The sequence below is a fragment of the Polaribacter sp. Hel1_85 genome, assembly GCF_000766795.1.
Taxonomy (GTDB): Bacteria; Bacteroidota; Bacteroidia; order Flavobacteriales; family Flavobacteriaceae; genus Polaribacter.
In genome coordinates, this window is record NZ_JPDS01000002.1 from 676,742 (window position 1) to 689,536 (window position 12,795).

The 12,795-nt window shown below is 29.1% G+C and carries 16 protein-coding genes; 4 read left to right on the forward strand and 12 right to left on the reverse strand.

What is annotated here, in order from left to right; genetic code table 11:
- Positions 1 to 75: 75 nt before the first annotated feature.
- From PHEL85_RS10095 to PHEL85_RS10130, 8 genes are all read right to left on the reverse strand, one after another.
- Positions 76 to 993 carry a tryptophan 2,3-dioxygenase family protein gene (locus PHEL85_RS10095; RefSeq protein ID WP_036824655.1) on the reverse strand — a complete coding sequence of 306 codons (918 nt, stop codon included), beginning with the start codon at positions 991 to 993 and terminating at the stop codon, positions 76 to 78.
- 81 nt (positions 994 to 1,074) lie between these two features.
- Positions 1,075 to 2,235 (reverse strand): 4-hydroxyphenylpyruvate dioxygenase, encoded by a 1,161-nt coding sequence (gene hppD, locus PHEL85_RS10100; RefSeq protein ID WP_036824657.1) that lies wholly within the window; start codon positions 2,233 to 2,235, stop codon positions 1,075 to 1,077.
- A 187-nt stretch (positions 2,236 to 2,422) separates the two neighbouring features.
- Positions 2,423 to 3,580 carry a homogentisate 1,2-dioxygenase gene (locus tag PHEL85_RS10105; protein WP_036824660.1) on the reverse strand — a complete coding sequence of 386 codons (1,158 nt, stop codon included), beginning with the start codon at positions 3,578 to 3,580 and terminating at the stop codon, positions 2,423 to 2,425.
- Between the two features lie 172 nt (positions 3,581 to 3,752).
- Positions 3,753 to 4,082 (reverse strand): hypothetical protein, encoded by a 330-nt coding sequence (locus PHEL85_RS10110; protein WP_036824662.1) that lies wholly within the window; start codon positions 4,080 to 4,082, stop codon positions 3,753 to 3,755.
- Between the two features lie 29 nt (positions 4,083 to 4,111).
- Positions 4,112 to 4,420 (reverse strand): hypothetical protein, encoded by a 309-nt coding sequence (locus tag PHEL85_RS10115; RefSeq protein ID WP_036824664.1) that lies wholly within the window; start codon positions 4,418 to 4,420, stop codon positions 4,112 to 4,114.
- A gap of 78 nt (positions 4,421 to 4,498) precedes the next feature.
- The gene (locus tag PHEL85_RS10120) at positions 4,499 to 5,554 is read right to left on the reverse strand and encodes an NAD(P)/FAD-dependent oxidoreductase (RefSeq protein WP_036824667.1); all 1,056 of its coding nucleotides are present in this window, start codon (positions 5,552 to 5,554) and stop codon (positions 4,499 to 4,501) included.
- 207 nt (positions 5,555 to 5,761) lie between these two features.
- On the reverse strand, positions 5,762 to 5,998 hold the full coding sequence (locus tag PHEL85_RS10125) for a NifU family protein (RefSeq protein ID WP_036824669.1): 237 nt from the start codon (positions 5,996 to 5,998) through the stop codon (positions 5,762 to 5,764).
- Positions 5,999 to 6,002: 4 nt separating this feature from the next.
- Positions 6,003 to 7,142 (reverse strand): Mrp/NBP35 family ATP-binding protein, encoded by a 1,140-nt coding sequence (locus PHEL85_RS10130; protein ID WP_036824671.1) that lies wholly within the window; start codon positions 7,140 to 7,142, stop codon positions 6,003 to 6,005.
- A 179-nt stretch (positions 7,143 to 7,321) separates the two neighbouring features.
- On the opposite strand from PHEL85_RS10130, the gene PHEL85_RS10135 reads away from it, so the two are divergent.
- Together PHEL85_RS10135 and PHEL85_RS10140 are read left to right on the forward strand one after the other, a co-directional pair.
- The gene (locus PHEL85_RS10135) at positions 7,322 to 7,774 is read left to right on the forward strand and encodes a hypothetical protein (RefSeq protein WP_036824674.1); all 453 of its coding nucleotides are present in this window, start codon (positions 7,322 to 7,324) and stop codon (positions 7,772 to 7,774) included.
- A gap of 105 nt (positions 7,775 to 7,879) precedes the next feature.
- On the forward strand, positions 7,880 to 9,253 hold the full coding sequence (locus PHEL85_RS10140) for a Fic family protein (RefSeq protein ID WP_036824677.1): 1,374 nt from the start codon (positions 7,880 to 7,882) through the stop codon (positions 9,251 to 9,253).
- Here PHEL85_RS10140 and PHEL85_RS10145 read toward each other — a convergent pair.
- Positions 9,248 to 9,577 carry an MGMT family protein gene (locus PHEL85_RS10145; protein WP_036824678.1) on the reverse strand — a complete coding sequence of 110 codons (330 nt, stop codon included), beginning with the start codon at positions 9,575 to 9,577 and terminating at the stop codon, positions 9,248 to 9,250. The two genes, PHEL85_RS10140 and PHEL85_RS10145, sit on opposite strands and share 6 nt — an antisense overlap.
- Positions 9,578 to 9,782: 205 nt before the next feature.
- Here PHEL85_RS10145 and PHEL85_RS10150 point away from each other — a divergent pair, with 205 nt between their 5' ends.
- A complete protein-coding gene (locus PHEL85_RS10150) occupies positions 9,783 to 10,235 on the forward strand; it encodes a hypothetical protein (protein ID WP_036824680.1) in 453 nt (150 codons plus the stop codon).
- A 34-nt stretch (positions 10,236 to 10,269) separates the two neighbouring features.
- On the opposite strand, the gene trmB is transcribed toward PHEL85_RS10150, so the two are convergent.
- The gene (gene trmB, locus PHEL85_RS10155) at positions 10,270 to 10,941 is read right to left on the reverse strand and encodes a tRNA (guanosine(46)-N7)-methyltransferase TrmB (protein WP_036824683.1); all 672 of its coding nucleotides are present in this window, start codon (positions 10,939 to 10,941) and stop codon (positions 10,270 to 10,272) included.
- 9 nt (positions 10,942 to 10,950) lie between these two features.
- Complete coding sequence (locus PHEL85_RS10160; RefSeq protein WP_036824686.1) at positions 10,951 to 11,172, reverse strand: DUF6341 family protein; 222 nt, start codon at positions 11,170 to 11,172, stop codon at positions 10,951 to 10,953.
- A gap of 41 nt (positions 11,173 to 11,213) precedes the next feature.
- Here PHEL85_RS10160 and PHEL85_RS10165 point away from each other — a divergent pair, with 41 nt between their 5' ends.
- A complete protein-coding gene (locus PHEL85_RS10165; RefSeq protein ID WP_036824688.1) occupies positions 11,214 to 12,143 on the forward strand; it encodes a DUF6427 family protein in 930 nt (309 codons plus the stop codon).
- Here the strand turns inward: PHEL85_RS10165 and upp are convergent.
- Positions 12,138 to 12,791, reverse strand: a complete 654-nt coding sequence (gene upp / locus PHEL85_RS10170) for a uracil phosphoribosyltransferase (RefSeq protein ID WP_036824691.1) — start codon at positions 12,789 to 12,791, stop codon at positions 12,138 to 12,140. The genes PHEL85_RS10165 and upp overlap by 6 nt on opposite strands.
- Positions 12,792 to 12,795 lie beyond the last annotated feature (4 nt).

Genomic DNA, 12,795 nt, shown 5'->3' on the forward strand with positions numbered 1-12,795 from the left:
CAATTACCGTTCCAAAATGAAAAAAAGCCATTTACGAACTATTTGTAAACAACTTTTTAATATAATTTTAAGACTTTAAAATGTGCCCCAATTTTTTAATTCATCTTCACTCCATAAATATGGGTAAAATATTCTTCGTTGATATTTTGGGTGCATATATTTACGCCAATTACTTCCTCCTGTAGCTTTTAATTCAGAGTCATTCCCTCCAATATATTTTGCCGCAGCATTGTAATGAGCCATTACCCACTTTACATTTACAGTATAATCATAATGACGCATTGCTTTTATTAATCCTTGATTTTCTTGAACTTCTTTTGGCAGTTGTTTAAATTTTAAAGACAAGTTTATATCATTATAGTCTTCCATAAAATCGATAAAATCTCCCATATATTTTTTTTCGAAAAGATTTAATAAAGTTGATTTTTGTCCAGTTGTATAATTTTTCCCAGCAGCTTGCCAATACAAGTGATTGTATGCATTTTTAAATGATGAGTTTCTATCAATTGTATCTCTATAACGAGCGTCAATTAAATTTATGAGTTCTGTAGATGCAAATTCTATTTTTCTATACTGTGCTGATTGAAATCCACTTGCAGGTGTTAATGTATTTCTAAACTTAAGATATTGTTCACGTTCCATACCATCTGCCATTACTGTAAAAGAACTACACAACATATCAAAATATCTGCTAATTCTATTTAAGTGCATAGAAAATTTATCTGCAGTAATTTCTATTGATTTTGCTACTTGATCTATTTCCCACAAAACCATTTTAAACAATAACTCATTTACCTGATGATACATGATAAAAACCATCTCATCTGGTTGAGTAGTTCTTGGTGTTTGCAAACCTAAAAGTGCATCAGTTTGAATATAATCCCAATAAGTTATTGGTGTACTATGCAACAAACCTTCTAACATAGCATCTACAGGAACACCTAATTTATCGTACTTTTCTTCTATTGCTTTTAAAATTTCGTCTCTATTCATTTTCTTTTGATTAAATAAAAAAATCAAGAAGCAAGATAGTTAAATCTTGTTTCTTGATTCTTAAAATCTTTATGCTATTTTTTAAAGAGTTCCTCTTTTTGCTTGTTCTCTTTCTATAGATTCAAAAAGTGCCTTGAAATTTCCTGCACCAAAACCTTTTGCTCCCATTCTTTGAATAATTTCAAAAAATAAGGTTGGTCTATCTTCTACAGGTTTTGTGAAAATTTGTAATAAATATCCTTCTTCATCAGCATCTATCATAATACCTAACTCTTTTAGATTTTCGATATCTTCTCTTAATTCGTGACTAAATTCTTCTAATCTTCCAGGTACAGACTTGTAATATTCTTCTGGTGGAGTTGATAAAAATTCCACTCCATTAAGACGTAATTGAGTAACAGTAGCAATAATATCATCAGTAGCAACTGCTATATGTTGCACTCCTGCACCTTCATAAAAATCTAAATATTCTTCTATTTGAGAACGTTTTTTTCCTTCTGCTGGCTCGTTAATTGGAAACTTGATTCTTCCATTTCCATTAGACATTACTTTACTCATTAATGCAGAATATTCTGTATGAATTTGTTTGTCATCAAAAGATAAAAAGTTTTCAAAACCCATAACATCTTCATACCATTTTACCCAAACATCCATTTGATTCCAACCAACATTACCCACCATATGATCTATGTATTTTAATCCTGCAATTGGTGGATTATAATCTGATTCCCATTTTTGAAAACCTGGTAAAAATGCTCCATTATAGTTTTTACGTTCTACAAACATGTGTACAGTTTCTCCATATGTGTAGATTCCTGCTTTTACAACTTCTCCATGTTCATCTTTTTCTACTGTAGGTTTCATGTATGATTTTGCTCCACGTTTTGTAGTTTCTTCATACGCTTTTCTTGCATCTTCTACCCAAAGCGCCACAACTTTTACACCATCGCCATGTTTTACAATATGATCATTTATTGGTGATTTACTATTTAATGGAGTTGTTAGCATCAACTTAATTTTATCTTGTGTTAACACATAACTAACAGCATCTGTAGAACCCGTTTCTAACCCACGATAAGCGTGTGATTGAAAACCAAATGCAGTTTTATAAAAGTGAGCTGCTTGTTTTGCATTACCTACGTAAAATTCTACATAATCTGTACCTAACAATGGAAGGAAATCTTGAGCTCCTTCAAATATTTTTTCTAAACCGTAGTTTACTGATTTTATTTCTTTTGACATCTTTAGATGATTTTAGTGTTTTATAAATGCTATTTGTTTGCAAATATGTTTAGCCCTGATTGAAGTGACATCCTTTTTTATTTTTCTTAAAAAAGATATAACGAAAAGCAGGAAATAGCTTCTAATAATTTTTATTTTTTACCACATAGCAACATAGAGAACATAGTTTAATATGCTACTAACCTCTTTACTCTAACCAAGATTTATAATAATCTTCATCGGCAATTTTCATAGCTTCTTCTGTAACCATCAAAGGCTTAAAAGTATCTACCATAACTGCTAATTCTTCGGTTTTTGTTTTTCCGATACTTTTTTCTGTAGTTCCTGGATGTGGACCATGAGGAATTCCTGCTGGGTGCAAAGAAATATGCCCTTGATCGATATCGTTTCTGCTCATAAAATCACCATCTACATAATACAAAACCTCATCAGAATCTATGTTACTATGATTGTAAGGAGCTGGAATTGCGTTTGGATGATAATCGTACAAACGTGGCACAAAACTACAAATTACAAAGGCATTTGTTTCGAAAGTTTGATGCACAGGTGGTGGTTGATGAATTCTCCCAGTTATTGGTTCGAAATCGTGAATTGAAAATGCGTAAGGAAAATTATAACCATCGTAACCAACTACATCAAAAGGATGTGAAGCGTATACCATTTCTATAATTTCTCCTTGTTTTTTTACTTTGATAAGGAAATCTCCAAGTTCATTATAGGTTTCTAATTCTTGTGGTCTTCTTAAATCTCGTTCACAAAAAGGTGAATGCTCTAATAACTGACCAAACCAGTTTCTGTAACGTTTTGGCGTATAAACTGGCGAATAGGATTCTACAATAAACAATCTGTTATTTTCATCATCAAAATCTAATTTATAGATAATTCCACGTGGAATTACTAAATAATCTCCGTATTTAAAATCGATGTTTCCAAGATGTGTTCTTAGTTTTCCTGTTCCTTTATGGATAAAAATCACCTCATCTGCATCAGTGTTTTTGTAAAAATAATCTGTAGTCGATTTTTTAGGTGCCGATAGAATAATATTACAATCAGAATTTGTTAAAATGATTTTTCGGCTTTCTAAGTAATCGTTTTCTGACGGAACTTGAAATCCTCTAAACCGATAAGATTGAATATTGTTTGCTTTCGCTATTTTTGGTTTTACCGAATACTGTTTACCAATATGTTTGACCATTGTTGGTCTGTGCTCGTGATACGAGTTGGTAGACATTCCGTCGAAACCAATGGTGCCAAAAAGTTGTTCGTAATATAAACTTCCGTCTTTTTTACGAAACTGTGTGTGTCTTTTAGGTGGAATTTCACCTAATTTATGATAAAAAGGCATGTTATTGATGTTTTAAATGATTAAAAAATTGAATAATTTTTAAGTTCATTTAAACAGTTACTCAGGCTTTCGCTTTATTAAAAATTTTAAATATGTAAGTAAATCTGAAAACATCGCAATCGATTTCGTTATTTTACAAATATAGTAAAAGATTGTTATTCAACAACTAAAACTAAAGCGCTAGAAATTCTTGAAAAGGTGTTAACGCTAAAAATAGTATTAATATAAATGTTACAATTTTTACTAAAACAGAAGTTTTTGTTTCTGATATTACAAAACTAACATCTGCACTGTTAGATTGTAATAAGATATCTTTTGTTTGATAAATTGGATTGTCTAATTCACTAATAGGATGGTTGCTTTTTGGAATTCTATTGTAATATAAAAGTAGCATTGAAATAATTACGAATGAACCTAAAGTAAACATTAAAAAATCAAATGCATTTGGTTCGTTTTTATAACCAAGACAATTAATTACGGAAAAGTTTATACTATTTATCATAGTTTTAATTTTTCTCTAAGATAAGAAAATTATAAAAAATAACCTGTATTTAAAAATTTGAAAATTGGAGTAGAAGATAATATCAAAATAAAAAAGATTACAACTGTTTTAGTTACAAATGAATATTCCTTTACTTCTATAACCTCTATTTGATTATTATTTGAAATTTTAAAATCTTTTTTACGAAAAAAGCTATGAAGAATAATTGAAATTAAAATTGATAAAAAAGTTAAAATTATTATTTTATTTGAACTTATGTGATAAATAGAGTCCATTGTAGGATAATAACCTCCCCAACACGAACTTAATAAACCTAACAAATTATCTTCTTGACTCATATCTCTATTTTTACCTAAGATAAGATATTTTATTTACATACTATGGATTCCTGTCTTCGCAGGAATCCATAGTATTAATTATTCAATCTTTTTAATAACCGCTTTTGGAGCTTCTTTTTTGGTTCCATCAAAACCTTCTACTCCACCAACTGTTGTGTATTTCATAACATATTTTTTATCTGGAAAAATACGTTTATAAGCACTTTGACACATTAATGTTGCTTCATGAAAACCACATAAAATCAACTTTAATTTTCCTGGATATGTATTTACATCTCCAATGGCATAAATACCTGGAATGTTTGTTTGATAGTCTAATGAGTTATCAACTTTAATAGCGTTTTTCTCAATTTCTAATCCCCAATTTGCAATTGGACCTAGTTTTGGTGACAAGCCAAATAATGGAATAAAATGATCAGTTTCAACGGTAAATGGTTCTTCACCTTTTTTAACAACAGAAACACCTGTTACTTTATCTGCACCAATAATTCCTTTTACTTCTGCAGGAGTAATCATTGTAATTTTACCTGCATCTTTTAATTCTTGTACTTTATCTACAGAATCTAAAGCTCCTCTAAATTCGTTTCTTCTGTGAATTAAAGTGACTGAAGAAGCTACATCTGTCAAGAATATTGACCAATCTAAAGCCGAATCTCCTCCACCAGAAATAACTACTTTTTTATCTCTATAAAATTCAGGATCACGAATTATGTATTCAACACCTTTATCTTCAAAATCTGAAATATTTGGAATCGGAGGTTTTCTTGGCTCGAAAGAACCTAAACCACCAGCAATTGCAACAATTGGAGCTTGATGTTTTGTACCTTTATTTGTTGTTACAATAAAACTACCATCTTCTTGTTTATCTATTGTTTCTGCACGTTCTCCTAATGTAAAACCTGGTTCAAATTGTTTAATTTGCTCCATAAGTTTATCGGTTAAATCACCCGCTAAAATTTCTGGATACGCTGGAATATCATAAATAGGTTTCTTAGGATAAATTTCTGAACATTGTCCACCAGCTTGTGGCAATGCATCAATTAAATGACAACGTAATTTTAATAAACCTGCTTCAAAAACGGTAAATAATCCTGTTGGTCCTGCACCAATAATTAAGATATCTGTAGTAATCACTTTTTTTTATTTTTAAAAACCTCACAAAGTTTAATTTTATGAGGTCTTCTTCTTCTATGTTGATGAGCGCGTTAAGGATTGAAGCATTTGTTTGAGCTCTTTTTTACTTTTTTGGAAGTAAAAAAAGCGAGTGCGAAAAGCCTGACCTTTTTAGGTAACGCCCAAAAATATGTTGTTCTAAATCTTTAAATACTGCTATTTATAAGCTTAAGCTACATTAATGACTTCTTCAATTTGTGGTGCATATTTTTTAATTGTTGCTTCCACTCCATTTTTTAAGGTCATTTGATTTACAGAACAACCTGTACAAGCACCTTCTAACTGAACTTTTACAATTGTATCTTCTATAGATAGTAGCTTTATATTGCCTCCATCACTCATTAAAAAAGGACGAATTTCATCTAATGCTTTTTCAACATTATTTAATGTTTCTTCTGCTGTCATAATCTTATTTTTTAACTGAACTACAACCACTCATAGTTGTAATTCTAACTACTTCTGTTGGTGGTAAATTTGCATTTCTTTTTAATAATTCGGCAACCATTTCTTTAGTAATATCATTAAATGATTTTTCTAAAATTGTTCCTTCTTGCAATGCTACTGGGTGACCTACATCTCCAGATTCGCGAATGCTTTGTACTAATGGAATTTCTCCCAAAAATTTAGTTTTGATATCTTCTGCTAAATTTTTTGCTCCATCTTTTCCAAAGATATAATATTTATTATCAGGCAATTCTTCTGGTGTAAAATATGCCATGTTTTCTATAATTCCTAAAACAGGAACATCAATATTTTCTTGTTGAAACATTGCTACACCTTTTTTAGCATCTGCTAATGCAATGTTTTGTGGTGTGCTTACTACAACTGCTCCATTAATTGGTAATGCTTGTACAATTGATAAATGTACATCTCCTGTTCCTGGAGGTAAATCGATTAGTAAGAAATCTAATTCTCCCCAATCTGCATCAAAAATTAATTGGTTTAATGCTTTTGAAGCCATTGGTCCACGCCAAATTACTGCTTGATCTGGATTTGTAAAAAACCCTAAAGACAATAATTTAACTCCGTAATTTTCTACAGGTTTCATCTTAGAACGACCATCAATTTTTACTGAAAGAGGTCTTGCTTTTTCTACATCAAACATAATATGTTGTGATGGTCCATAAACATCTGCATCTAAAACCCCAACACTAAAACCCATTTTAGCTAAAGAAATTGCGGTATTTGAAGTTATTGTAGACTTACCAACTCCTCCTTTTCCAGATGCAATGGCAATAATGTTTTTAATATTAGGAATTGCTTTCCCTTTAATTTGATTGGGATTCTCTTTTGGTGCAGCTGCTACAACTTTTAAATTAATTTTCACATCAATACTTTCGCCAACATTTGTTTTAATTGCCTTGGTAATTTCAGTTTCAATTTTCTTTTTTGCTTGTAACGTTGGATTGTTAATGGTAACATCTACAATTACTTCATTTCCAAAAGTTACTACATTTGTAACATTATTATTTTCTATTAAACTTTTACCTTCTCCAGGAGCTGTAATAGTTTCTAAAGCTTTGTATATGTCTTGTTTTTTAAAACTCATTTTCGAGATTTTAATTAGGTTTTATTGTAAGTTACAAAGATACTTTTAAAAAAACTTTTAAGGAAATATTAGGAGTCAATACTACTATTAAAAAACTCTTAAAAGTTTAAAAACAGCACTTTATATCGACTTAAATATATTTTTATTACATTTACAAAAATAAACTAACCCCTAGTATTATGAAAAATACAAACGCCCTAACGTATGTAACTTTATTATTATTGATATCTTTTAATTTCCAAACAACTTTTTCTCAAGACCTAGCTTTAAACAATTATCTAAGGCCTTCGTCTAAATCTTTTTCAATACATAATAGAGTAATTGTAGAAAATCCGGTTTTAAAAGATGGAAGTTATACCTACAAATTTAGAGAAAAAAACATTTCAGTAGAGATTAGAGATGGTTTCTACTATGAGTACCATCCTAAAAAAGAATACATTAAAGCAAAAATTGAGTGGATTACTGAATTTAAATACAAACTTGTAGTAGTAGACATAGAAAAAAGAAATGCTCCTTTAAAAGTTGGTAGTGAACTTATCTCTCAAATTATAAAAATTAAAGAAGACGAATATTTTTATACTTTTCGTTTAAATAATAAAACAGGAAAAGGTAGTTTTAAAAAAATGAAGTAAATTACTTTTCTAAATATTTAGCAAAAAAATCTCATCAATATTTGGTGAGATTTTTTTTATTCTAGTATTTCCTAATTTCACTAAAATTAGGAAATAAATTGAATCATGATTGAGAAAGCACCTGATATAGAAAAAAATGAGAAGTTTAAAAACCTTTCAGATAGATATTTAAGTCAAATACCATTTATAATTGGAGATACAAACTTTAAAATTGAGGATGAATATTTATATTGGGATAAGATAAAATATATAAAAAATGAAGACTTAAATGGTTTTATAAATTTTAAAGGAATAAAAGAACATTTTAAAGAAGTAAATTCTGGAGAAATTATTTGGACTACAGTCAAGAGAAGAAGAAAATCTATTCAAATTAGAAAGAGTCTATGGAGCTCTGAATTCAATTTAATAACTTATTACCACAATATAAATATTGCACTCCAACAAAAACTGCACTATTTAGATTTTAATTTTGGAGCTGGGTTACAAAAAGAACAATTATTATCTGAATTAGAAAAGCAGCAATATTTAAAGAATGCTTTAATGGAAGAAGCTGTTTTTTCTTCTATGATTGAAGGCGCAACTACAACTCGTTTAAAAGCGAAAGACATGTTGCGTAAAAACAAAAAACCAAAGACGCATTCTGAACAAATGATATTGAATAATTATAAAACTATTCAATATATAAGTGAACATAAAGAAGAGGATATTTCTATTCAAAAGTTCTACGAATTACACAGATTGGTCACTGAAAACACTTTAGAAGAAGAAAGTATTGGTGCTTTTAGAAAAAGTAATGATGTAAATGTTGTGAATGAAATTACAGGAGATATTATTCATACTCCACCAAAATTTGAAAACCTAAATGGCTTGATGAATTCATTTGTAGATTTTTTTAACTACAACCCAAAAGAAGATTTTATTCATCCAATTGTAAAAGCTAGTATTCTACATTTTTTAATTGGCTATATCCATCCTTTTGTAGATGGAAATGGAAGAACGGCAAGAGCTATTTTCTATTGGTATTTATTAAAAAACGGATATTGGCTAACTGAATATTTGTCGATTTCTAGAGTAATTATGGAAACTAAAGTTCAATACGAAAAAGCTTATTTATATGCAGAAATTGATGATATGGATGTTACTTATTTTATTCATTATCAAGTAAAAGTGTTGACTAAAGCTTTTGAAGACTTAAAAAAATATGTTGCAAAAAAGAAAAAAGAAGAACTTAACTTATTAAAGTTTTTACAGTTTGAAGGAATTAATGAAAGACAAGCAGAGGTTTTATACAAATTAGAAAAAAACTCATCAAAATATTTTACAATTAAAGAGATTGAAAACACATATTCAGTAACAAATCAAACTGCAAGAACAGATATTGAAGAATTGGTTGAAAAAAGATTTTTAAAGAAAGTTGCTATTAATAAAAAGAGCTTTAACTATTGGAAAGGAGAAAATTTTGATAAAACTTTTCTATAATTCTTCGGAAGGATTCCAAAATACTTTTTCTAAATCTTGAATTTGATTTTCAATAACTACAATGCCTTCACTTTCTAGTAGTTGTTGCATTAAGTTAGTACCATCAAAATGATGTTTTCCTGTAAGAATACCTTTTCTATTTACAACTCTATGAGCAGGAACATCTTCTAAGTTATGAGCTTTATTCATTGCCCAACCCACCATTCTTGCAGATCTTGCTGCACCTAAATAAGTTGCAATAGCTCCATAACTAGTAACTCGTCCAAAAGGTATTAAACGTGTTACTATGTATACTTTATCAAAAAAATTGTCGGTTTCTTTCACGAAGTGAAGATAGAAAATTTCGAATTATAAAATAAAATTACCTCCTAAGATTTCAACTACTTTATATCAATAATATTCAATATCGATAAATAGTTAATCTCTAACTCCTTACAGCTCATCAACAGAAAATTGCTTTTCAACAAGAATCAACAAATTGCCTGAGATTCTAGTTTTATTTTTACAGTGAATTTAAACTATTATAGTCATGATATACACATCACACCTAATTTATACAGTATTCTTTTTATTAATTTTTTTTAATTATCAAACAGTATTTTCTCAAGGTATAGCACAAACTATTATAGCAAAACCTTCTACTAAATCTTATGCAATATATAATAAAGTTGTTGTAGAAAATGGCATATTAGAAGATGGAAAATACACCTACGATTTTAAAGAAAAAAAGGTGTTAGTAGAAATTAAAGATGGTTACTATTACGAATATCACTCAGAAAAAGAATATATTAAAGCAAAAATTGACTGGTTAACAGAGTATAAATATAAACTTACTATAGTTGATTTAGAGAAAAGAGGAGTTCCTTTAAAAATTGGTAGCAAACTTACTTCTAGAATTGTAAAAGTACAAGGAAATGAATATTTCTACTCTTGCATTTTAAATAATAAAACTAGAATTGGAAGTTTTAAAAAAGTAAAGTAGAATAACAATCACTCTTTTAACAATAAAAAACCCTCTAATATTTTAATCTAAATTTTATATAAGTAATAGGTTTATCAACCTCTAAATATTGGTTTTCGTAAAAAGTTTGTGTTTCTGTAACTTCTTTAGGTGCACCTTCGTTTTTATATACAGTATGGTTTGCATATAAAATCTCATGACCTTCTCCATGCAACAAACCTAAGGTATAACCATGCATAAATTCTGAATCTGTTTTAAGATTCATAATACCTTCATCATTTAAAATATGATGGTATTTTTTCATAAAACTAGAATTTGTCATTCTATGCTTGGTACGCTGAAATTTTATTTGTGGATCTGGGAAAGTAATCCAGATTTCTGAAACTTCATTCTCTGCAAAAATAAAATCTACCAATTCTATTTGAGTTCTTACAAAAGCTACATTTGTTAAGTTTTCTTCTAAGGCAGTTTTTGCTCCTCTCCAAAAACGAGCGCCTTTTATATCGATACCAATATAGTTTTTATTTGGATTCTTTCTGGCTAAAGCAATAGTATATTCTCCTTTACCACAACCAAGTTCTACAACAATAGGATTGTTGTTCCCAAAAAAAGAATGCCACTTACCTTTATGAGAAAAGTTAGTTACAACTTCTTCTCTTGTTGGCTGAATGACATTTTTGAACGTTTCATTTTCTTTGAAACGTTTTAGTTTGTTTTTGCTTCCCAATGTGTAAAATTAAGCTCTGTCTTCTGTACCCTCTTTTACAAACTTTCTAGATTGACCCATCCAATATGCGAATAAAACTAGTAAAACTACTAGAAACCCCCAATTTACTGTGTTAGAAATCCACCAACCAAAATCTGCATGTGCTACACTTGTGCGTAACCAATTAAAAGGAAGGAATAATAAATCAGTAAATAAACTACCAATCAGTCTAAAAATATTGCTTGCTATCATAACTTAATTATCTTTACGCTGCAAAAATAACAAAAGAAACAATGCTAGCCAATTTTTTAGAGAAATCTAAACCAATCAATTTTATAGTCTATTTAGGCTTGTTTTTTTGTTTCTTTTTAATTACTTATTTCTCTGCCATCTTTATAGATGAATTCACGTGGTACAAGGTATTTGAAAGCTTTTCTTATTTTTTTATTTTTATAACGATCTTTTTCTTTTACAATTTTGTTGTTTCAAAAAACAAGCTAACATTTGATAATTCTTATGCTTTCTTTCTTTTTATTTTGGCAATAATACCTCTTATTTCAATTATTCTTGATTTTAAAATATTGACATTACTCTTAATACATCTTCTCTTTTTAAGAAAAATATACAGTTTACGATCCTCTAAAAAAGTAATTCAAAAAATATTTGACAGTGGTTTTTGGCTAGGTGTTTTATGTATTTTAGAACCTTTTTCTATACTTTTTAGTGTTATTATCTATGCTTCTATTTTATTGCAGCAAAAAATAACAATTCATACATTAATAACTCCTGTAATAGGGTTCGTTACTCCTTTAATTATCTATTTCGCCTATTTATTGTGGAATGATTCCACGGAAGTGTTTACACAACTTTTAGACCTAAATATAGCAGAGAATATTTTTCTTTATGAAGAAAAATATATTCTTTGGATCTTTGGTTTAGTTTCACTTTTAACGTTATTTTCCACTATTTTAAAATCTCCAAAAGCACTTTCTGTAAATAACTCTTTTAAGAAAAGTTGGATTCTCTTAATAATAAACTCAGTTATTGCAATTGTTTTTGCTTTGTTTATTACCAAAAAAAATGGATCCGAAATTATTTTTCTACTAATACCTGCATCCATAATTATTGCAAACGGATTTGAAGTTATTCAAAAAAACTATCTGAAAAATATACTTTTTGGATTATTGTTTATAGGTGCTATTACAGCTTTTTTCTGGCTATAATTTAGTACCGAAAGCTAAATCACCAGCATCTCCTAAACCAGGAACTATATATCCTTTACTGTTTAATTCATCATCAATTGCGGCTATCCATAAATGAGTGTTTTCTGGAAACTTATCTTTTATAAATTCAATTCCATCTTTAGAACCTATTACTACTGCAATATGAATTTCCTTTGGAGTTCCGTATTTTTTTATCGCCTCTAAAACAGCAATTAAAGATTGCCCTGTTGCTAACATTGGGTCTGCCAATAGCAAGGTTTTGTTTTCTATTGAAGGAGCTGCAAAATACTCTACAACTATTTCAAATTTTGCATCATTATTTGGGTGATGACGATATGCAGAAATAAAAGCATTCTCTGCATCATCAAAATAGTTCAACATTCCTTGATGTAAAGGCAAACCTGCTCTTAAAATAGAACATAAGACAATATCATTCTTAGATAATTGTTCTTTCTTTTTCCCTAAAGGTGTTTCTACAGAAATACTAGAATACGATAACTCCTTACTTAACTCATAACCAAGAATTTCTCCAATTCTTTCTATATTTCTTCTAAATCGAAGTGAGTCTTTTTGAATCTTTACATCTCTAATTTCTGAGATGAATTTATTAAGAATAGAATTCTTTTCTTGTATGTGGTGAATTATCATTTTT

Bases quoted from the DNA above. Each gene is read 5' to 3' on its own strand.
- PHEL85_RS10095 (WP_036824655.1), bottom strand. From the start codon at position 993: ATGAATAGAGACGAAATTTTAAAAGCAATAGAAGAAAAGTACGATAAA.
- hppD (WP_036824657.1), bottom strand. From the start codon at position 2,235: ATGTCAAAAGAAATAAAATCAGTAAACTACGGTTTAGAAAAAATATTT.
- PHEL85_RS10105 (WP_036824660.1), bottom strand. From the start codon at position 3,580: ATGCCTTTTTATCATAAATTAGGTGAAATTCCACCTAAAAGACACACA.
- PHEL85_RS10110 (WP_036824662.1), bottom strand. From the start codon at position 4,082: ATGATAAATAGTATAAACTTTTCCGTAATTAATTGTCTTGGTTATAAA.
- PHEL85_RS10115 (WP_036824664.1), bottom strand. From the start codon at position 4,420: ATGAGTCAAGAAGATAATTTGTTAGGTTTATTAAGTTCGTGTTGGGGA.
- PHEL85_RS10125 (WP_036824669.1), bottom strand. From the start codon at position 5,998: ATGACAGCAGAAGAAACATTAAATAATGTTGAAAAAGCATTAGATGAA.
- PHEL85_RS10130 (WP_036824671.1), bottom strand. From the start codon at position 7,142: ATGAGTTTTAAAAAACAAGACATATACAAAGCTTTAGAAACTATTACA.
- PHEL85_RS10135 (WP_036824674.1), top strand. From the start codon at position 7,322: ATGAAAAATACAAACGCCCTAACGTATGTAACTTTATTATTATTGATA.
- PHEL85_RS10140 (WP_036824677.1), top strand. From the start codon at position 7,880: ATGATTGAGAAAGCACCTGATATAGAAAAAAATGAGAAGTTTAAAAAC.
- PHEL85_RS10150 (WP_036824680.1), top strand. From the start codon at position 9,783: ATGATATACACATCACACCTAATTTATACAGTATTCTTTTTATTAATT.
- PHEL85_RS10160 (WP_036824686.1), bottom strand. From the start codon at position 11,172: ATGATAGCAAGCAATATTTTTAGACTGATTGGTAGTTTATTTACTGAT.
- PHEL85_RS10165 (WP_036824688.1), top strand. From the start codon at position 11,214: ATGCTAGCCAATTTTTTAGAGAAATCTAAACCAATCAATTTTATAGTC.
- upp (WP_036824691.1), bottom strand. From the start codon at position 12,791: ATGATAATTCACCACATACAAGAAAAGAATTCTATTCTTAATAAATTC.